Origin of the sequence: Roseovarius sp., from assembly GCF_040223625.1 — a bacterium.
Lineage (GTDB): Bacteria > Pseudomonadota > Alphaproteobacteria > Rhodobacterales > Rhodobacteraceae > Roseovarius.
The window spans coordinates 82,986-100,487 of record NZ_JAVKFX010000036.1 but is presented as its reverse complement, the minus strand read 5'-3'; the positions used below and the strand labels follow the sequence as shown (position 1 = coordinate 100,487).

General features: G+C 66.3%; 19 protein-coding genes and 1 tRNA gene. 5 read left to right on the top strand and 15 right to left on the bottom strand.

Features of this window, described 5'->3' with window-relative positions:
- The 5 genes from RLN94_RS10920 to RLN94_RS10900 form a co-directional block, all read right to left on the bottom strand.
- On the bottom strand, positions 1–1,194 hold a 1,194-nt coding region (locus RLN94_RS10920; RefSeq protein ID WP_350168955.1), incomplete at its 3' end, for a phage portal protein.
- A gap of 209 nt (positions 1,195–1,403) precedes the next feature.
- Entirely contained in the window at positions 1,404–1,676 is a 273-nt protein-coding gene (locus RLN94_RS10915; protein WP_350117368.1) for a helix-turn-helix transcriptional regulator, read from the bottom strand.
- 115 nt (positions 1,677–1,791) lie between these two features.
- Complete coding sequence (locus tag RLN94_RS10910; protein WP_350117367.1) at positions 1,792–2,499, bottom strand: helix-turn-helix domain-containing protein; 708 nt, start codon at positions 2,497–2,499, stop codon at positions 1,792–1,794.
- The gene (locus tag RLN94_RS10905; RefSeq protein ID WP_350117366.1) at positions 2,496–2,867 is read right to left on the bottom strand and encodes a helix-turn-helix domain-containing protein; all 372 of its coding nucleotides are present in this window, start codon (positions 2,865–2,867) and stop codon (positions 2,496–2,498) included. Before RLN94_RS10905 ends, RLN94_RS10910 begins: the two co-directional genes overlap by 4 nt.
- A 276-nt stretch (positions 2,868–3,143) precedes the next feature.
- Positions 3,144–3,220: transfer RNA gene (locus RLN94_RS10900), tRNA-Pro, on the bottom strand.
- Between the two features lie 82 nt (positions 3,221–3,302).
- On the opposite strand from RLN94_RS10900, the gene RLN94_RS10895 reads away from it, so the two are divergent.
- Complete coding sequence (locus RLN94_RS10895; protein WP_350158344.1) at positions 3,303–4,217, top strand: CHAD domain-containing protein; 915 nt, start codon at positions 3,303–3,305, stop codon at positions 4,215–4,217.
- Here the strand turns inward: RLN94_RS10895 and RLN94_RS10890 are convergent.
- The 4 genes from RLN94_RS10890 to RLN94_RS10875 all read right to left on the bottom strand — a co-directional run bounded on the left by RLN94_RS10890 (position 4,189) and on the right by RLN94_RS10875 (position 7,153).
- On the bottom strand, positions 4,189–4,683 hold the full coding sequence (locus tag RLN94_RS10890) for a GNAT family N-acetyltransferase (protein ID WP_350117364.1): 495 nt from the start codon (positions 4,681–4,683) through the stop codon (positions 4,189–4,191). The genes RLN94_RS10895 and RLN94_RS10890 overlap by 29 nt on opposite strands.
- Positions 4,680–5,786: a 3-isopropylmalate dehydrogenase gene (leuB, locus tag RLN94_RS10885; RefSeq protein ID WP_350117363.1), complete on the bottom strand. Its 1,107-nt coding sequence runs from the start codon at positions 5,784–5,786 to the stop codon at positions 4,680–4,682. The genes RLN94_RS10890 and leuB overlap by 4 nt, the downstream gene beginning before the upstream one ends.
- A 74-nt stretch (positions 5,787–5,860) precedes the next feature.
- Positions 5,861–6,241, bottom strand: a complete 381-nt coding sequence (locus RLN94_RS10880) for a GFA family protein (RefSeq protein ID WP_350117362.1) — start codon at positions 6,239–6,241, stop codon at positions 5,861–5,863.
- Between the two features lie 15 nt (positions 6,242–6,256).
- On the bottom strand, positions 6,257–7,153 hold the full coding sequence (locus RLN94_RS10875; RefSeq protein WP_350117361.1) for a LysR family transcriptional regulator: 897 nt from the start codon (positions 7,151–7,153) through the stop codon (positions 6,257–6,259).
- A 97-nt stretch (positions 7,154–7,250) separates the two neighbouring features.
- Here RLN94_RS10875 and RLN94_RS10870 point away from each other — a divergent pair, with 97 nt between their 5' ends.
- On the top strand, positions 7,251–8,174 hold the full coding sequence (locus RLN94_RS10870) for a Rossmann-fold NAD(P)-binding domain-containing protein (RefSeq protein WP_350117360.1): 924 nt from the start codon (positions 7,251–7,253) through the stop codon (positions 8,172–8,174).
- Here RLN94_RS10870 and RLN94_RS10865 read toward each other — a convergent pair.
- From RLN94_RS10865 to RLN94_RS10845, 5 genes are all read right to left on the bottom strand, one after another.
- Positions 8,135–9,139, bottom strand: a complete 1,005-nt coding sequence (locus RLN94_RS10865) for an endonuclease/exonuclease/phosphatase family protein (RefSeq protein WP_350117359.1) — start codon at positions 9,137–9,139, stop codon at positions 8,135–8,137. The two genes, RLN94_RS10870 and RLN94_RS10865, sit on opposite strands and share 40 nt — an antisense overlap.
- Before the next feature lie 38 nt (positions 9,140–9,177).
- Positions 9,178–10,017, bottom strand: coding sequence for a hypothetical protein (locus RLN94_RS10860; RefSeq protein ID WP_350158343.1), 840 nt, complete (start codon positions 10,015–10,017; stop codon positions 9,178–9,180).
- Between the two features lie 374 nt (positions 10,018–10,391).
- Positions 10,392–10,997, bottom strand: a complete 606-nt coding sequence (gene leuD, locus RLN94_RS10855; protein ID WP_350117357.1) for a 3-isopropylmalate dehydratase small subunit — start codon at positions 10,995–10,997, stop codon at positions 10,392–10,394.
- 51 nt (positions 10,998–11,048) lie between these two features.
- Positions 11,049–12,452, bottom strand: coding sequence for a 3-isopropylmalate dehydratase large subunit (leuC, locus tag RLN94_RS10850; protein ID WP_350158342.1), 1,404 nt, complete (start codon positions 12,450–12,452; stop codon positions 11,049–11,051).
- A gap of 286 nt (positions 12,453–12,738) precedes the next feature.
- On the bottom strand, positions 12,739–13,737 hold the full coding sequence (locus RLN94_RS10845; RefSeq protein WP_350128780.1) for a P1 family peptidase: 999 nt from the start codon (positions 13,735–13,737) through the stop codon (positions 12,739–12,741).
- Between the two features lie 152 nt (positions 13,738–13,889).
- Here RLN94_RS10845 and RLN94_RS10840 point away from each other — a divergent pair, with 152 nt between their 5' ends.
- From RLN94_RS10840 to RLN94_RS10830, 3 genes are all read left to right on the top strand, one after another.
- Positions 13,890–15,098, top strand: a complete 1,209-nt coding sequence (locus RLN94_RS10840) for a M24 family metallopeptidase (RefSeq protein ID WP_350128782.1) — start codon at positions 13,890–13,892, stop codon at positions 15,096–15,098.
- 315 nt (positions 15,099–15,413) lie between these two features.
- Entirely contained in the window at positions 15,414–15,707 is a 294-nt protein-coding gene (locus RLN94_RS10835) for an SCP2 sterol-binding domain-containing protein (protein ID WP_350128785.1), read from the top strand.
- 194 nt (positions 15,708–15,901) lie between these two features.
- The gene (locus tag RLN94_RS10830) at positions 15,902–16,477 is read left to right on the top strand and encodes a DUF1523 family protein (protein WP_350128788.1); all 576 of its coding nucleotides are present in this window, start codon (positions 15,902–15,904) and stop codon (positions 16,475–16,477) included.
- A gap of 152 nt (positions 16,478–16,629) precedes the next feature.
- Here RLN94_RS10830 and RLN94_RS10825 read toward each other — a convergent pair whose 3' ends face one another.
- The gene (locus RLN94_RS10825; RefSeq protein ID WP_350128791.1) at positions 16,630–17,502 is read right to left on the bottom strand and encodes a dimethyl sulfoxide reductase anchor subunit family protein; all 873 of its coding nucleotides are present in this window, start codon (positions 17,500–17,502) and stop codon (positions 16,630–16,632) included.

Here is a 17,502-nt window from a genome sequence, read left to right as displayed (position 1 = left end):
CTCCTCGTCGTCGTCGGCATCCTGGTTCCGAGAAGCGTCGGCCGTGATGTTCGGATTCATGAATTGGTTACCGCCCTCGCGCGGCGGCAGGCCGAGCCATTGCCGGCCCTCGTTGGGGTTGATCACCTGCGACGAAATCAGCGAGTTGATCACGGTCGATCGGGTGTCGAGATCGGCGCGGGTCAGGTCGTCGCGATCGAACCGGATGACGTACTGGCCGCGCTCCTCATCGGTGAAGAGCGCCCGGCGCAGGGCGCCCTCAGTGGCCCTCAGCCACGGCTCCAAGGTGTAGCTCAGGAACTCCCGACCCTGCTGTTCCCCGTTGCTCCACGTGGCGCGTTCCAGGTCGAACAGCATCGGCGGTGGCACGCGGAAACACCGGGCGATTTCGAGGATCTGGAACTTGCGGTTTTCAAGAAACTGGGCGTCGGTCGAGCTGAAGGTGAATGGCGCGAACTCGGTGCCATCGTACAAGATAGCCGTTTGCCCTTGCGCATCGTTGCCCTCGTGGGTCGCTCGCCAGGCCGCGCGCGCTTTCTTCACGGACTCCTCTCCCATTCCCTTCGGGAACTTCAGTGCGCCCGAAGGGCGGGCCCCCCGCCCGAACAGCTTCGCTGCATGCAGGTCGAGAGCGAGTGCCGTGCCGATGGCCTCGCGGGCCAGCGACAGCGGCGCGCGTCCGAACGGGCTGCGAAGGTGCACCACGTTGGTGGCGGGCACAGGGCGCGCGTCGATCTTGTAGGAGGGCTCGCCCGTGGTGCCGTCGAACTGCACGTCGACCACGCCCCGGCGATACCGGATGATCTCAGCAATGCGGCCGTCGCCGAGGCGATTTACGTAGCCCGTACCGCCCCGGTCGTCGGACAGCGCGTCGATCACCAGGTCACGCAGGAACTCGAAGCCGCTGGTCCAGTCGTTGGCGCTGTCGCGAAGGAACGTCAGGGCCGGGTGATCGGGCTCCAAGATCTCGGTGCCATCCTTCTCGATGCGCTTCACGCTCACGTCGAGCGTGGCCACGGCTTCGGAGATCACGCGGATCGCAGAGCCGACTGCGGGCACCCGCAGCGCCGCATCCGGCGTGATGGCGACATTGCCCGATGAGGTCGGCGTGATACCGAAGACAGCGAAGAGGTCATCGCCGGGTTCGGCGAGCCCCTTCGTTTCGATTTTCGGTTTGCTGGTGAACGGCCACATGAGCTTACAATCCACCATTTGACCGGCGTTTGTCGCCCTGCCAAATCCTACCAATTCCTGTCAAATCCGTTCATCCCCAATCGAAAAAACCCTATTTCGGGCAAATCTCGTGCTCTCTACCGACCGCCGGTCCCTAAGAACCCACAAAAGTCCGGGACCACCCCCGGTCACGTATTCCACGCTCGAAAGACCGCGACATTCGTGCGCCATCAGCTCTTTCCCCTCAGCCATGCGCAGAGTTCCGAGCGCAGCGCGAAATAGGTTCCAACGCCTTGCGGCTTGTAGATCGGGACATCGGGATCAACCGCCCAACGGCGCACGGTGGACTCCGAGACGCCAAGAAAGCGGGCGATGCACGCCAGCCCCCAGAGCTTCTCAGTGCCGCCTACCAGCGCATCGAAGCGCCGGGGGTCGAGGGCCTGCCCCTTCGCCAGCCCAGACGAAGACACAGTGTCGCGCTTGATCTTCACGATCTTGCCCATCGCCTCAGGTCTCTGCGCTCGGTTGCGGTTCATCACTCGTGCCTCTTTGCTCTTTCTCGGGGATGGGTGAAGTGCACGGATATCGACCGGAGCTGGTCACCTTTCACTCGCTTCTTCATGCTGCCTTCGATCTGTTTGCTAGGCCGTGAAGGACCATCAGCCGCTCAGCCCATTTCTTCATAAGCATCGTCGGCACCTGGTCGTCTTCGCTCGGAGGTCTTGGGAACAGAGCATCATATCCGTCCCCGATAGGCTCACCAATTTCGCTGAGCGGTAGGTAACCGTGACTGCTCAACCACCTGTCGTGAAGCTCCTCGGCAAGTGAGCCTGCCGGGATGCACCTCCTGAGATGCGGTGCAGGTCGATCGGGAACTGGTTGAAGGCGCGCCGCCTCGCGCGCGCGCGTCTTACTTATTTCTTTTACTTTATTTGGCGGCAAATTTTGCCGCTGGTATCTGTCGTTTTTTGCCGCTGGTCTTTCCGGCGGCAAATTTTGCCGCTGGGAAGATCCTGCCGCTGGTTTTCCGGCCTCTCCAAGGTGGCGATCGAAGTGCAGAACGTAGTGATCCGGGGTGAATTCCCTTCCGGATTTGCCGCCCGATTTGTTGCCTGAACGCCGAGTGATCAGGCCCAGTTCTTCGAGGCTCTTGAGTTGATCTCGAACACTCCGGACAGACATTCCGCATTCGTGCGCCAGACACTGTTGAGACGGAAAACAGCCATGCTCTGGGTTGTGATGATGGGCCAAATGTAGCAGCACGATCTTCGGGCCCGTCTTGAGGCCCTTTTGCTTGAATGCCCAGTCGGTCGCATCGTAACTCATTGGACCACCCCCAAGGGCTTACTTCCTTGTCCCGCGTTCCGGCCCTTCTCTCCGGTGAATGGCACCACCTTTCCACGGGTCGTTTCCGGTATAAGGAATGCATGATAGGATGAACCACTCCGCGACGTGGCCATCGCTTTCGAAAGCCACCCAACGTCGACAAGCTCAGCCAGCGCTCGCCTGACCGTCACCTCATGTACGCCAAGACGTTCCGCTAATGCTTCCCTTGAAGCGTTGCACTGCCAGGCGCTGCCGTTGGCGAAGTTCAGCGCCAATTCCTGCCCGACCAACCGTGTTCTCGTGGATAGGCTCGATGCGCGGCGCACCGCGCGCGCCCAATCTTGGCGCCATTTACTTAGTTCGGTCATACCTGCACCCCACAATAGCGCGCAGCGACGATGAGCCGATGTTTTGCCCAGGCTTCGAAGCTGTAGAGCCTCAGCGCGTAGCCAAAAGCGCTTGCAAACCGCGTGCCTTTTGGGTTATCTGAAGAGCATACGCCACACTCATGAGCCCCGGTCGCGCCCGCTAGCGCGCCGGGGTTTTCCTTTACCGGACAGCCTGAATCAGCCGCAATCTGTGTGACCTCACAGTTTACGCCCGCGTCGGATCTTACCAAAAATCCAGCAAGTGATTGATTTAATTGGTCGGAGTGAGAGGATTCGAACCTCCGGCCCCTGCCTCCCGAAGACAGTGCTCTACCAGGCTGAGCTACACTCCGACGCTGAGCCACGCGATTATACGCCTGCCCGGCGTTTTGCAAGTGGCGAAATCATGGAAATCGGTGCAAGGCTGAATATGTAATGACCAGCGACATGATGTATCATTTCAAACCCGACCTGCCGCTGACCGAGAATCTGCGGCGCGTGGCCGATGACCAGATCGGGTCGGCGCTCGACTCGCTGTCGGATGAGGGCGAATTGGAGCCGCGCGTGCATGACGTGCGCAAGCGGATGAAGAAGCTGCGCGGGCTGATCCGGCTGGTGCGGCCGGGGATGGGCAAGCTCTACAAGGCCGAGAACCGGGAATTCCGCGATATCGGGCGGCTGTTCTCGGACCTGCGCGATGCGCAGGTTCTGACGCAGACGCTGGGCGGGCTGGCCGAGACGGCGGGCGACGACAGCCTGGCCCCGCTGATCGCATGGTCGACCGAGCGGCGCGATGCCATGCTGCACGAGCATGACCTGCCCGGCCGGATCGAGGAGGCGGCGAGCCGGCTGGAGGATGCGCGCAAGCGGGCCACCGCCTGGCCGGTCGAGGGCACGGCCCACGAGGTGATCGCGGGCGGGTTGAAGAAGACCTATGGCCGGGCGCGCAAGTGCTGGCGCAAGGCGGGGCATGAGCCCGACGATTCCGAGCTTCTGCACGAATGGCGGAAGCGGGTGAAGTATCACTGGTACCACTGCCGCCTTCTGCGGGAGGCGTGGCCGGAGACGATGCATGCCAGGATCGACACGCTGGACGAGCTGTCGGGCGTGCTGGGCGACGATCATGATCTCGTGGTGCTGGGCGCGGCGCTGGAGGAGGTGTCGGACGACCTGCCGAAGAAGGCGCGCAAGCGGGCCGAGGAGCTGGCCGCCGCCGAGAGCGGCGCGCTGCGCGAGCGGGCCTTCGGGCTGGCGGCGCAGATGCTGGGCGAGAAGAAGGGGCAACTGGCCGACCGGCTGGCGGGCTACTGGATCTCGGCGCCTACGGCCGGCGACCGGCAGGCCGGGTAAGCCGGGCTCGAAAGGCGGCGAGCGTGTCTGCCGGAACGCGGTAGCTGAGCTTTTCGACCTGCGGCGCGCCGACCGAGCGGTAGAAGGCCTGCGCGGCGGCATTGTCGCCATCGGTCTGCCAGTCGAACCGCACGCAGCCCTCGGCCTCGGCGATTGCCACGAGCCCCGCCATCAGGTGCCGCCCCACGCCCTGCCCGCGCGCCTGCGGGTCGACGAACAGCTCCTTCATGAACAGCGCCGTGCCCCGCCCCGCCGGGAAGGTCAGCGCCCAGGTGGCGAAGCCCACGGGCCGCGCGCCGTCATGGGCCAAGAGGCAGGACATGTGCAGGCCGCCATCCAGGAGGGCGATCAGCCGCGCGGTCTCGGCCCCGTTCGGGGGGCCGAGGCGGTAGTGGTCAAGGTAGCCGTGGTAGAGCGTCTCGAACGCGGCCCCGTCGCCGGGGGCATAGGGCCGCGTTTCGATCACAGGCTGGCGTCGAGCGCGGCGACGATGGCGTCGCCCATCTCGGCGGTCGAGACCGGGGTCACGCCCTCTTCGCCCAGCAGGTCGGCGGTGCGCAGGCCGTCGGCCAGCACCTTCTCGACCGCGCCTTCGAGGCGGGCCGCCTCGTCGCCCTTGTCGAAGGAATAGCGCAGCGCCATCGCGAAGCTGAGGATGCAGGCGATCGGGTTGGCCTTGCCCTGCCCGGCGATATCCGGGGCCGAGCCGTGGACCGGCTCGTAAAGTGCCTTGGGCCGGCCGTTTGCCATCGGCGCGCCGAGGCTGGCGGAGGGCAGCATGCCGAGCGAGCCGGTCAGCATGGCGGCGGCGTCCGACAAGAGGTCGCCGAAGAGGTTGTCGGTCACGATCACGTCGAACTGCTTGGGCCAGCGGCAGAGCTGCATGGCGCCCGCGTCGGCGTACATGTGGGAGAGCTGGACGTCGGCGTAATCCTCGTCATGCACCTTCTGCACGACCTCGCGCCAGAGGATGCCGCTCTCCATCACGTTGGCCTTCTCCATCGAGCAGACCTTGTTGCCCCGCCGCCGGGCCAGTTCGAAGGCGGCGCGGGCGACACGGTCGATCTCGGATTCGGTGTAGCGCTGGGTGTTGATGCCGACCCGTTCGTTGCCTTCCTCGAAAATCCCGCGCGGCTCGCCGAAATAGACGCCGCTGGTGAGTTCGCGGACGATCATGATGTCGAGGCCGGCGACGACGTCCTTCTTGAGCGAGGAGAAATCGGCCAGCGCGTCGAAGCATTGCGCCGGGCGCAGGTTGGCGAAGAGGTCCATCTCCTTGCGGAGGCGCAGGAGGCCGCGCTCGGGCTTCACGGAGAAGTCGAGATTGTCGTATTTCGGCCCGCCCACGGCGCCCAGCAGGACGGCATCGACCTTCTGCGCGCGGTCCATGGTGACATCGGCGAGCGGCGTGCCGTGGGTGTCATAGGCGGCGCCGCCGACGAGGTCTTCGCTGACGTCGAACTTGAGGTCCCGCTTGTCGCCGTACCAGCCGATGATCTTGACGACTTCCGCCATCACTTCGGGGCCGATCCCGTCACCGGGGAGGATGAGAAGCGAAGGGTTGGTCATGGGGGCGGTCCTCTGTCTGGGAATGTCTCGCCATCGCCTAGCCCGAAGCCGGGGGAGGGTCAAGAAAGGGCGGGCTATGCCCCGTCTTCGCGGTCGCGGTCGTAGCTGTCGGCGAGCGGGAACGCTGGCAGCCATGCCTCGCGGCGGATGCGCCAGGCCTCGTAGGTGGGGCGGAGCTGGTCGGGGGCGTCGAGGGCGCCGAGATGCACCTCCCTTTCCCCGCCGCTTTCGGCGAAGAGGGACGAGCCGCATTCGGGGCAGAAGTGGCGGCCCCGGAAGGCCTTCGTTTCGCCCTCGACGGTCACCGCCTCGGCCGGGTAGATCGCCGCGGCGAAGAACAAAGCGCCATGGTGCTTGCGGCAGTCGAGGCAATGGCAGAGGCCCACCCGGTCGGGCGCCCCCTCCGCGGTGATCCGCACCTTGCCGCAGAGGCAGCCGCCCGTCACCCTGTCCATTCGCACCTCCCCCGTTCACATCAGGTGGGGCGCCATCCCCTCGGCCAGCGCGTCCCACACCATCGCGATTCTCGGACTATGCCTGAGCGCCTGGTGGGTGGCCAGCCAGACCGGCAGCACCGGCAGGTTCACGTCGATCGGGATCTCCTCGATCTCGGGGTCGGACCGGGCCACGCCGGCCTGGCCGAAGCCGATGCCGCAGCCGGCGCGCACCAGTTCCCAGTTGACCGTGTGGCTGTCGCAGCGGAAGGCGAACCAGTCGCGCGTTGCCGGGAAGCCGCGCGATTGCAGTTCGCGGATGATCTCCTCGTTGCGGTCGTAGCCGATGATCGGATGATCGAAGAGCTCGCGCGCGGTGGCGGGCCGCCCGGCCCGGTCGAGATAGGCGCGGGAGGCGTAGATGCCCAGCCGGATGTCGCCCAGGTGCCGGGCCACCAGTTCGAGCTGTCGCGGGCGGTACATGCGGAGCGCGATGTCGGCCTCGCGGAAGAGCAGGTTCTCGGTGCTGTCGCTGGGCACGAGGTCGATGGAGATGCCGGGCGCGTCCAGCCGCAGCTTCGCGAGGATCGGCGGCAGGATCGAGAACGAGACCGTCTCGCTGGCTGTGATCCGCACCGGGCCGGACAGCCCGGTTTCGCGGCCCGCCGCCGTCAGCTCGATCTCGTGCATGGCGGCCTGCATCTTCTGCGCCCCGGGCAGCAGCGCGCGACCGTTCTCTGTCAGCGCGAGGCCCTTGGGGCGGCGGTGAAAGAGCGCCTGGCCCAGCGCGGTTTCCAACTGCCGGATCTGGCGGCCCAGCGTCGGCTGGCTGCCGCCCAGCCGCCGCGCCGCGCCCGAGAGCGAGCCGGTATCGGCCACGGCGAGGAAGGCGCGCACCAGAGTCCAGTCGAGAGAGGAGAGCGATTTATCCATTCACGTATGAATATCAGTTCACGAAATTTTGGCAATTTCCATTCGGACAGGAACAGGTATCGTCGCGTCATCCAATCGGACACACGGGAGCCGAAAGATGCAGAAATCCGTATTGATCCTCGGGGCGTCGGGCCGTTTCGGCCGCAATGCCGCCGATGCCTTCTGGAATGCCGGCTGGTCGATTCGCAGCTTCGACCGCCGCCGCGACGATTTGAACGAGGCCGCGCGGGGCGCCGACGTGATCGTCGCGGCGTGGAACCCCGCCTACCCGGACTGGGCCGCGGAGATGCCCGGGCTGCACGCCCGGATCCAGGATGCCGCGCGCCTGTCGGGGGCGATGGTGCTGATCCCCGGCAACGTCTATGTCTACGGCGCCCAGACCCCCGCGCCGTGGCGCGAGGCGACGCCGCGCAACGCCACCAACCCGCTGGGCGAGCTGCGCATCGGCATGGAGCAGAGCTATCGCGACAGCGGCGTGCAGACGGTGATCCTGCGCGCCGGCGATTTCATCGATACCGAGGCGTCGGGCAACTGGCTCGACCGGATGATGCTGCCCTCGCTGCCGAAGGACAAGTTCACCTATCCGGGGCAGCCGGACATTCCGCATGCCTGGGCCTACCTGCCCGACCTGACCCGCGCCGCGGCCGAGATCGCCGGGCAGAAGGAAAGCCTGCCGGGGTTCACCGATGTCACCTTTTCCGGCTACACGCTGACCGGGCTCGAGATGACGGACATGCTGACCGCCGTCACCGGGCGCAGCATCACGCTGCGCCGGATGTCGTGGCTGCCGTTGAGCCTGGCCTCGCCGGTCTGGCCACTGGGGCGCTCGCTGCTGGAGATGCGCTATTTGTGGGACACGCCCCACTGGCTGGAAAGCGACCGGTTCGACGAGCTTTGCCCGCGTTTCGCCGCGACGCCCCCGCAGGAGGCGTTGGCCATGGCGGCGGGGCCGTGGCTCAAGCCGGCGCGGGGGCGGTGCCGCTACCACTCGATGCGCAGGTCGACCCAGACCACCCTGTGACGGCTGGCGGCGCGGGCGGCGCCGGCCAGCGGCTCGCCCTCGCCGGGCCAGAACACGCCTGACGCCAGCACCTCGAGGTGGGCCGAGGGCAGCACGTAGCTGACCCGCAGGTGCCCCGGCACTGTTGCCGTCCACGCGACGGTGTCGAGCGCCGGGTCGCCCGCCTGCCCCTCGCCCTGTTCCGCCCCCCCGGCGCGGCGCGGCGCGGGGTCCTGCAATCGAGGATCGTCCAGCAGGGCCGTGATCGCCTCCTTGCGCCCGTCGCCATCTCCCGGGTCGAGATTGGCATTGCCCGCCAGCACGAACGCCCCCTCGGCCACTGGCCCCAGCGCCCCGTCGAGGTAGCGTTGCCAGAAGGCAATCTCGTCATGGTTCCGCCGGCCGTTCCGGTCCTCCGGCCCGTCGAAGACCGGCGGCGTGGCGTGGAAGGTCAGCAGGTTGAGGCGCCTCTCGCCCAGCTTCACCGGCACGACCCAATGGCCGACGGAGGACAGGCGCTGCACTTGCGCGTTCATCCCCTCGTCGGCCATCTGGCCGGGCAGGTCGGCCCAGAGCAGGGCGCTGAAATCCTGCACCTCCCCCTCCGCCACCGGGTGGCGCGAGAGCACCGCCATGCCCCCCTCGCCCGCGAACCAGCCGTAGCCCTGCGCATCCTCCGGCTCTCCCAGCCGCCCGTCGCCGTCGAGGTCGTGCCCGCTCGCCATGCCGCTGTTGGGTTGCAGGGCGAAGACATGCGGATAGTCGGCCCCCGCCGCGCCGATCAGGTCACGCAGGGCGCGCAGGGTTTCCTGCCCGTGATCGTAATCCACCCCCTGCAGGATCAGCACATCGGGCGCCACATGCGCCACCACCTCGGCCACCGCCTTTGCCTGCGGATCGCCCTTGAGGATGTCGCGCAGCAGAAGCCCCGGCCCCTTGCGGGACAGCTCGGTGTGGAATGTCGCGATGCGGAGGGTTTCGGCCATCGCCGGCCCGGCGAACAGCCAGGCGGCAAGCCCGAGGATCAGGCCTCCTGCAACCCGTCGGCGCCATCCTTGCCATAGACCCGGCGGCGCTTGGCCTCGATCAGCTCGGCCACGCGCGACAGGGCGATGCCCCGGATCAACATGCTTGCAGGAAGGAAGGCCCATGCCGTTATCGTCCAGATCAGCGTTTGCGGATTGGCGACCGACACCGGATCGATGATATCCGACGTCGCCTTGATCGCCGTCGGGATAATGAATGGCAGCAAAGCCCCTAACACAATGTTAACGCCGGCATCGCGCTTGAGCCGGTCGACCACGTCGCCGCCCCGCGTCGGATCGAAGAGCGGCAGGTTGACCCACACGTTGAACGAGCCCTTGCGCATGGGCCAGTTCAGCATCCGCACGTAGGTGACGAAGACCAGCATCATCACCAGCGACACGGCATAGGAGATCCCCGCCGCCGTGCGCACGTCGCCGACCAGGCCGGGCCCGGCATCGGGCGGCAGCATCAGGATCACCAGCCGCACCGGGGAATAGGGGAAATCGATCACCCGCCCCAGCGCGTCGCCGGTCATCGCCAGCACCTCGGTCAGGCCGTTGGGATCGGTCTTGCCGCGCATGATCAGCGAGATGGTGATGATCGCCACGGCCAGCGCGATGAACTTGATGCGGTTGAAGGGCGGGGCAAAGCGGAATTCGACGATGCTGGGATACTTGCCGTAGTATTCCATGAAGGTCAGCAGGGCGGCCAGCAGGGCGATGACGACAACGATCTGGGCGGTGTCCGAGGCCACGGTCGGCAGCAGCAGCGCCGGAAGCGCGACGAGAACCGCCACGCAATAAGCGCGAAAAAGCGCACTGACAATCTGCGAAACCACTGCCCGTTTCCCTTCAAACTGGCCAGGCCCGGTACGATGCCGCGCCTTTGTCCCAACTTGATCCCGCTCATTCTGGCGGTTTGCCTCATTCTTGTCCAATTTTTGCCCCTTTTCCACCACGGGCTCAAGCTTGCGCGTTAAGGGACAGGAATTTTCTGTCCAATTGATGATGCAAGTGGTGCGGGAATGCATCAATTTAAAATCGGAAATTTGACGTTCTTGTGTATATACACAAGATGATGTGGATCGGGGGAATCCAGCCACTAAACCTGAAAGGCCTGCGCTAATTTTCGCTTAAGGGATGTGGCGCCATCCCGGCCCGCACGCGGGGCGTGCAGGCCGGGGCTGGGGCCGAATTGAGGCAGCGTGGCGCCTCAGACCCAGGGCCGCTCGGCCGCGGCGCGGGTCTCGAAGGCCGCGATCGCGTCGGCCTTTTCCATCGTCAGGCCGATATCGTCGAGCCCTTCCAGAAGGCAATGCTTCTTGAAGCTGTCGATCTCGAACCGGATCACCTCGCCATCCGAGGTGGTGACCGTCTGCGCCTCGAGATCGACCTCCATCCGCGCGTTCGAGCCCTTCTCGGCATCCTTCATCAGCACGTCCACCTGCTCCTGCGGAAGCGAGATCGGCAGGATGCCGTTCTTGAAGCAGTTGTTGTAGAAGATGTCGGCAAAGCTGGGCGCGATGACACAGCGGATGCCGAAATCCTTGATCGCCCAGGGCGCATGCTCGCGGCTCGAGCCACAGCCGAAGTTGTCGCCGGCGACAAGCACCTCGGCCTCGCGGTATTGCGGCTTGTTCAGCACGAAGCTCTCGATCTCGCCCCCGTCATCGTCGAAGCGCATCTCGTGGAAGAGGTTCACCCCCAGCCCCGAGCGCTTGATCGTCTTCAGGAACTGCTTGGGAATGATCATGTCGGTATCGACGTTGATCATCGGCATGGGCGCCGCGATCCCGGTGATTTTCGTGAATTTTTCCATTGGTTTTGTCTCCTTGGAACGGGTGGCGGGCTGAAGCCCGCCCTACGCCGCTCACATCATCAGCCGCACGTCGGTCAGCTTGCCGGTCACCGCCGCCGCGGCCGCCATGGCCGGGCTCATCAGGTGGGTGCGGCCGCCGCGGCCCTGCCGGCTCTCGAAGTTCCGGTTCGAGGTGGCGGCACAGCGTTCGCCGGGCGAGAGCTGGTCGGGGTTCATGGCAAGGCACATGGAACAGCCCGCGAGCCGCCATTCGAAGCCCGCATCCTTGAAGATGTCGGCCAGCCCCTCTTCCTCGGCCTGTGCGCGGACGAGGCCGGAGCCGGGCACGACCATGGCGCGGAGGCCCTCCTTGATCTTCTTGCCCTTGAGGATCGCGGCGGCGGCGCGGAGGTCCTCGATCCGGCCGTTGGTGCAGGAACCGATGAAGACCGTGTCGATCTCGATCTCCGACAGCGGCGTGCCGGCTTTGAGCCCCATGTATTCCAGCGACCGCCGGGCGGCTTCCACCTTGCCGCCCTTGAAATCTTCCGGAGCCGGCACGGTGGCGTCGATGGGGAGCACGTCCTCGGGGCTGGTGCCCCAGGTGACGACGGGGGCGATATCCTCGCCCTTGATGGTGATCACCTTGTCCCACTGCGCGTCGTCATCGGAATAGAGCGTCTTCCACCACGCCAGCGCGGCCTCCCACTGGGCGCCTTTCGGCGTGTGGGGGCGGCCCTTGATATACTCGAACGTGGTCTCGTCCGGCGCGATCAGCCCGGCGCGGGCGCCGCCCTCGATCGCCATGTTGCAGACGGTCATCCGGCCTTCCATCGACAGCGAGCGGATCGCCTCGCCGCAATATTCGATCACGTAGCCGGTGCCGCCGGCGGTGCCGGTGCGGCCGATCACCGAGAGGGTGATGTCCTTGGCGGTGACGCCGGGGCGCAGCTGGCCGGTGATCTCGACTTTCATGTTCTTCGACTTGGTCTGGATCAGCGTCTGGGTGGCCAGCACATGCTCGACCTCCGACGTGCCGATGCCGTGGGCCAGCGCGCCGAAGGCGCCATGCGTGGCCGTATGGCTGTCGCCGCAGACCACGGTCATGCCCGGCAGGGTCCAGCCCTGCTCGGGCCCGACGATGTGCACGATGCCCTGCCGGATGTCGTTGACCGGGTAGTAATGCACGCCGAAATCCTTGGCGTTCTTGTCCAGCGCCTCGACCTGGATGCGGCTTTCGGGGTTCTCGATCCCGTTCACCCGGTCGGGGGTGGTGGGCACGTTGTGATCCGGAACCGCGATGGTCTTCTCCGGTGCCCGCACGGTGCGCCCCGCCATGCGCAGCCCTTCGAAGGCCTGCGGGCTGGTCACTTCGTGCACGAGGTGCCTGTCGATATAGAGAAGGGACGTGCCATCCTCGGCCTCGTGGGCGAGATGGGCATCCCAGATCTTGTCATAGAGTGTCTTGGGGGACATGGGTCCTCTCCGGTTCTTCAGATGTAAGTATGGTGTGACAGGAATGGCCGCGCGCTCATAGGCGCGCCAGCACCGTCATCGTCGCGCCGTGGAAGCGCCAGGGCAGGCGCGCGCGGTCATCCATGTCGAAAATCCGTGTCATGGGGATGGAGATATAGCGAGTCCGGCCCCGTCGCAAGAGAAACGCAATCGGAGGCGCCCGCGGCACCGGCGGGATAGTGAGTATTTTCGGAAAAGTGAAAGCGGGGTCTGTGTTTCATCTTTCCCCAAATACTCAAAAGAACCGTCAGCCGAACCGGGCGCGCCAGCAGGGGGTCAGATCCCCCGCCTCCGCCCGCGCCTCGTAGATGCCGCGGGCGATGGCGCGGGCCACGCAGATGGCGGCGGCATGGCCCAGCAGAAGCGGATCGGCCAGCGGATCGGTGAGCGGCTTTTCCCGGGTGGCGGCGGCAAAGATCAGGTCGCCGTCGAGCGGCGTGTGTGCCGGCACGAGGGCGCGGGCCAGCCCGTCATGGGCGGCGGTGGCCAGTCGGGTGCATTGTGCCTGGGTAAGGGCGGCGTCGGTGGCGACGATGCCGATGGTGGTGTTGCCGGGGTCGCGACCCTTGATGTGAGGGGCCAGAGGCGGGGCGGTCGGGGCCGGCCCGAGCCCGCCGAACTCGTCGCCGATCTCGAAGGGTGCGGCCCAGAACTGCGGCCCGGCGCCGATGATGGCCGAGCCCAGCGCGTTCACCGCCACCAGCGCGCCCACCACGTGGCCCGAGGGCAGCACCAGCGAGGCAGAGCCGATCCCGCCTTTCAGCCCCGCCGTCATCGCGCCGGTTCCGGCGCCTTCCGTGCCCAGCGCGAAGTCGGGCGCGGCGGCCTCCAGCGCCTGCGCCCCCAGCCGCTTGTAGGGATTCTCGGGCCAGTCCTTCGCGCCCCCGTTCGCAAGGTCGAACAGGATCGCCCCCGGCACGATCGGCACCCGCACGGGGCCGATGGCAAAGCCACGGCCCGAGACGCGCAGCGCATCGGCCACGCCCGAGGCCGCATCCAGCCCGAAGGCCGAGCCGCCCGAGAGCACCAGCGCATCCACTTCCTGCACCGTCTTGTCGGGCGCCAGCAGGTCCGTCTCCCGCGTGCCGGGCGCGCCGCCCATGACGTGGACACCGGCGGTGAATGGCTTGTCCCCGACCAGCACCGTCGCCCCGGACTTGACCCGCGCATCCGCCGCGTGCCCCACGCGCAGCCCCGCGACATCGGTGATCAGGTTCCGCTCTCCCGGTGTGTAGGCTTCAGACACGCGCCGCCCTCCCTTGTTCGTCGAACAGTCTTGACCGGATCGCCCCGGATCGGCAAGAACAGCCACGGGCCCGGGCGATGGCGTCGCCCCTTCACGGCCCCTTCCCCACAGTCCTGAACGCCGGGACCTTTCTGATCAAGGAGGGTCTGAAAATGACTGCACGTCCTGACTTCTACCGCTTCCACAATGGCGAGAAGGCGCCGCTGCCCTTCGCGCCTGAAGAATACGCCGCCCGCCTCGCCGACCTGCGCGACACGATGGAGCGGATGGGCGCGACCGCCTGCGTGCTGACCTCGATGCACAACGTCGCCTATTTCTCGGGGTTTCTGTATTGCGCCTTCGGGCGGCCCTATGCCTGTGTCGTGACCGAGGCCGACTGCGTCACCATCTCGGCCGGGATCGACGCGGGCCAGCCGTGGCGGCGCTCGGTGGACGACAATATCACCTATACCGACTGGCAGCGCGACAATTTCTGGCGAGCCGTGCGCGAGGTGACGGGCGAGAACGCGGTGATCGGCTACGAGGGCGATCACCTGACGCTGGCGGGGCGGGACAAGCTGGAGGATTTCCTCAGGCCGCTGACCATGCTGGATATCGCGCCGGCGACAATGCGGCAGCGGATGATGAAATCCGACGCCGAGATCGCGCTGATCCGCAAATGCACCGCCATCGCCGATGTGGGCGGTTATGCCATCCGGGAGGCCGTGCGCGAAGGCGTGCGGGAGATCGACGTGGCCATGGCGGGGCGCGACGCGATGGAGCTGGAGATCGCCCGCGTCTTTCCCGAGGCCGAGTACCGCGACACCTGGGTCTGGTTTCAGTCGGGGCGGAACACCGACGGGGCGCATAACCCGGTCACGGCGCGGACATTGCAGCGTGGCGATATCCTCAGCCTCAATACCTTTCCGATGGTGTCGGGGTATTACGTGGCCTTGGAACGTACCATGTTCCTGGGCGAGGTCGACGACGCCTCTCGCAAGATCTGGGAGGCCAACGTGGCCACGCATGAATACGGCATGTCGCTGCTGAAGCCCGGCGTCAGTTGTGCCGAGGTCACGCACCAGATCAACGCCTTCCTGGAAAGCCGCGACCTGCTGCAATACCGCACTTTCGGCTATGGCCATTCCTTCGGCATCCTCAGCCACTATTACGGGCGCGAGGCGGGGCTGGAGCTGCGCGAGGATATCGACACGGTGCTGCAACCCGGCATGGTCATCTCGATGGAGCCGATGCTGACCCTCCCCGAGGGGGCGCCCGGCGCCGGGGGATATCGCGAGCATGACGTGCTGGTGATCACTGAGGAGGGGCACGAGAACATCACTGGCTATCCCTACGGGCCGGGGTTCAACGTGGTGGGGTGAGAGGGAGACCGGGGGCGGCCCCCGAGCCGGCACCGCTTGATCGCCTAGAGGTCCCGGGTCAAGCCCGGGACGGCCAAGCGCTCCCCGCCCCGGCCTCCGAGCCGGGGCCTCTCGACCGCAGCGGGGTCCCGGATCAAGTCCGGGACGGGTGTCACTTGTCTCCCCACCTCCGAGCCGGGGCCTCCCTACGTCAAGGACGTCCTGGGCCAAACCCGAGGCTTCCCACCCCGCCATCGCCGAAATGACCCACCGTCACACTTTGCTTTCCCGCGCCCTCTGCCATGCTGAGACCGACCCCAGCCGGAGACCCCGCACATGACCCCGCTCGAAGACTTCACCGCCGCCGTCAGCGCCCGCGCCAAGGGCCGCATCAAGGGCTCGGTCGCGCTCGACATGCCCGACCTCGGCCGTCTCTACGTGGACGAGACCGGCGCCACCGAAAGCGACCGCGAGGCCGACCTGACGCTGACCGCCACGTCGCAGGTCTTCCGCAATATCGTCGAAGGCCGCCAGAGCCCCACCACCGCCGTCATGACCGGCAAGCTCAAGGTGGATGGCAGCCCGATGCGGGCGCTGAAGGTGGGGGAGATCCTCAGCTCGGAGCCGTAGTAGATACAGGGGCCGACGCTTCCCGCACGAGGTCCCGGGTCAAGCCCGGGACGGGCACTGCATGACACGCACACCCCGCCCCCCCGCGCCGCGAATTTCCGCGACTTGGCCGGTCACGTCTGGCCCATGGCCGCACCATGCCTATATGCAAGACCTACAGGCAGGATTCGCGCAGCAACAGGAAGGGGGCCGGCATGGTCTACGTCAAATGGGTCTTCATCATCGCCTTCTGGCTTATCGTGGGCGCCTTCCTGCACTACACCCTGCCGCAGCACGACATCGCCCGGATCACCGACACCTACGAGAAGCGGGTCGATTTCGGCGAGAACTCGATCTTCTGGGCGAACCAGGGCACCGGCGATGCCGAGGGCACGGTGAACCGCGACGTGTTCTTCATCACGGCGGTGCGCACCGATGGCGACGTGATGGTCTACCGCAACGAGGATACCGGCTGGGGCTGGCCGCCCTATTTCAAGTTCGACACCTCGAACCTGCAGGCCGAGGCCGCCGACCTGAAATCGACCTCGGAAAACCCCCGCTGGGTGTCGATCCGCCACTATGGCTGGCGCAACGAGTTCATCTCGATCTACCCCAACGCCGTGACCATCAAGCTGGTCGCGGGGCCCGACGTGCGGATCATCCCCTGGTTCAACATCATCGTGCTGGTCGTGCTGGCGGCGCTGTTCTGGGCGGTGCGCGTGCGGTGGAAGCGGTTCCGGCGCAACCGGGTCGATCCGAAGGTGGATGAATGGACGGATGGGTGGGGGTGAGACCCGTCTCGGGAACGCTCCGGTGGAGCGTTTCAGGGTCGAACGGGCGGAGCCCCGGTCAGGCCTGCGCCCGCTGAACCGTCGGGTTTTGAGTATTTATCTCCAAGAAGAAGCCGGGGGCGAGGCAGCCCGTAAGGGCTGATGAGCGGCGGCTAGCGTTTGCCGTAGTAGAGGCCGACCACGTGCTCGGCTTCGGCGAAGAACAGCCAGCGGCTGGCCGCGACGCCGGCGAGGTGGCTCAGGACCGCCACCAGCGCCAGCGCGTGCGAGAATGGCATGAGCAGCAGCGCGAAGGGCAGCACGTAGCCCAGCAGCATCGCGATCGAGCGCAGCTTGGTGGCGTGTTTGCGGCCCACCTGGAAGGTGAATTCCCGCAGCAGGTAGTTGCTGCCGGTATGCGGATGCTCGAAGGAGCGGACCTTGCCGGTGCCGCCCAGCCCGGTGGCGGTCGCCAGCGTCGTGCCGCTCTGCTCGAACGCGCCGTCGCCGCGCATCCACCACAGCACCTGCGTGGCCGCCGCCAGCGGCAGGAGCAGCATCGCCGCCTTCACCTGCCCGGCCAGCAGCGCGCCACCTGCCACTGACAGCATCAGGTAGAGGAGCGGCGTCAGCGGCGTCTTCCAGCGTGGCACGGTATCCATCTGGGCATAGATCATCGCCGTGCAAATCACCGTGCCCAGCGACAGCACCGCACCGATCACGCCCAGGAGGCGCCAGCCTTCGCCCCAGAAAACCAGCCCCGCGCCATAGACCGCCATCACCAGAAGCGTGGCTACCGAGACCACGCCCTCGCGGCTGAGCCACGAGGTGCGCCACTGGGTGAAGGCCAGCAGGGCGCGTTCCGGGTGGCCGAGGTGGAAGGTCGAGGAGACCAGCCCGCCCACCGCCAGCGCGTAGGCGATGGCGAAGAAGGTGAAGGCGACCCAGCCGGTGACCTGCGGAAAGCCGAGGCCCAGCCACGCCAGAAGGCCGAAGCCCAGCCCCGACAGGGTGGTGAAGATGATGACGGACGGCGCCGGATGCAT

What these genes read in the sequence shown, in the direction of transcription:
- RLN94_RS10915 (WP_350117368.1), bottom strand. Translation starts at nt 1,676, where the DNA reads ATGGGCAAGATCGTGAAGATCAAGCGCGACACTGTGTCTTCGTCTGGG.
- RLN94_RS10910 (WP_350117367.1), bottom strand. Translation starts at nt 2,499, where the DNA reads ATGAGTTACGATGCGACCGACTGGGCATTCAAGCAAAAGGGCCTCAAG.
- RLN94_RS10905 (WP_350117366.1), bottom strand. Translation starts at nt 2,867, where the DNA reads ATGACCGAACTAAGTAAATGGCGCCAAGATTGGGCGCGCGCGGTGCGC.
- RLN94_RS10895 (WP_350158344.1), top strand. Translation starts at nt 3,303, where the DNA reads ATGACCAGCGACATGATGTATCATTTCAAACCCGACCTGCCGCTGACC.
- leuB (WP_350117363.1), bottom strand. Translation starts at nt 5,786, where the DNA reads ATGACCAACCCTTCGCTTCTCATCCTCCCCGGTGACGGGATCGGCCCC.
- RLN94_RS10880 (WP_350117362.1), bottom strand. Translation starts at nt 6,241, where the DNA reads ATGGACAGGGTGACGGGCGGCTGCCTCTGCGGCAAGGTGCGGATCACC.
- RLN94_RS10875 (WP_350117361.1), bottom strand. Translation starts at nt 7,153, where the DNA reads ATGGATAAATCGCTCTCCTCTCTCGACTGGACTCTGGTGCGCGCCTTC.
- RLN94_RS10870 (WP_350117360.1), top strand. Translation starts at nt 7,251, where the DNA reads ATGCAGAAATCCGTATTGATCCTCGGGGCGTCGGGCCGTTTCGGCCGC.
- RLN94_RS10865 (WP_350117359.1), bottom strand. Translation starts at nt 9,139, where the DNA reads ATGGCCGAAACCCTCCGCATCGCGACATTCCACACCGAGCTGTCCCGC.
- leuD (WP_350117357.1), bottom strand. Translation starts at nt 10,997, where the DNA reads ATGGAAAAATTCACGAAAATCACCGGGATCGCGGCGCCCATGCCGATG.
- leuC (WP_350158342.1), bottom strand. Translation starts at nt 12,452, where the DNA reads ATGTCCCCCAAGACACTCTATGACAAGATCTGGGATGCCCATCTCGCC.
- RLN94_RS10840 (WP_350128782.1), top strand. Translation starts at nt 13,890, where the DNA reads ATGACTGCACGTCCTGACTTCTACCGCTTCCACAATGGCGAGAAGGCG.
- RLN94_RS10835 (WP_350128785.1), top strand. Translation starts at nt 15,414, where the DNA reads ATGACCCCGCTCGAAGACTTCACCGCCGCCGTCAGCGCCCGCGCCAAG.
- RLN94_RS10830 (WP_350128788.1), top strand. Translation starts at nt 15,902, where the DNA reads ATGGTCTACGTCAAATGGGTCTTCATCATCGCCTTCTGGCTTATCGTG.
- RLN94_RS10825 (WP_350128791.1), bottom strand. Translation starts at nt 17,502, where the DNA reads ATGCATCCGGCGCCGTCCGTCATCATCTTCACCACCCTGTCGGGGCTG.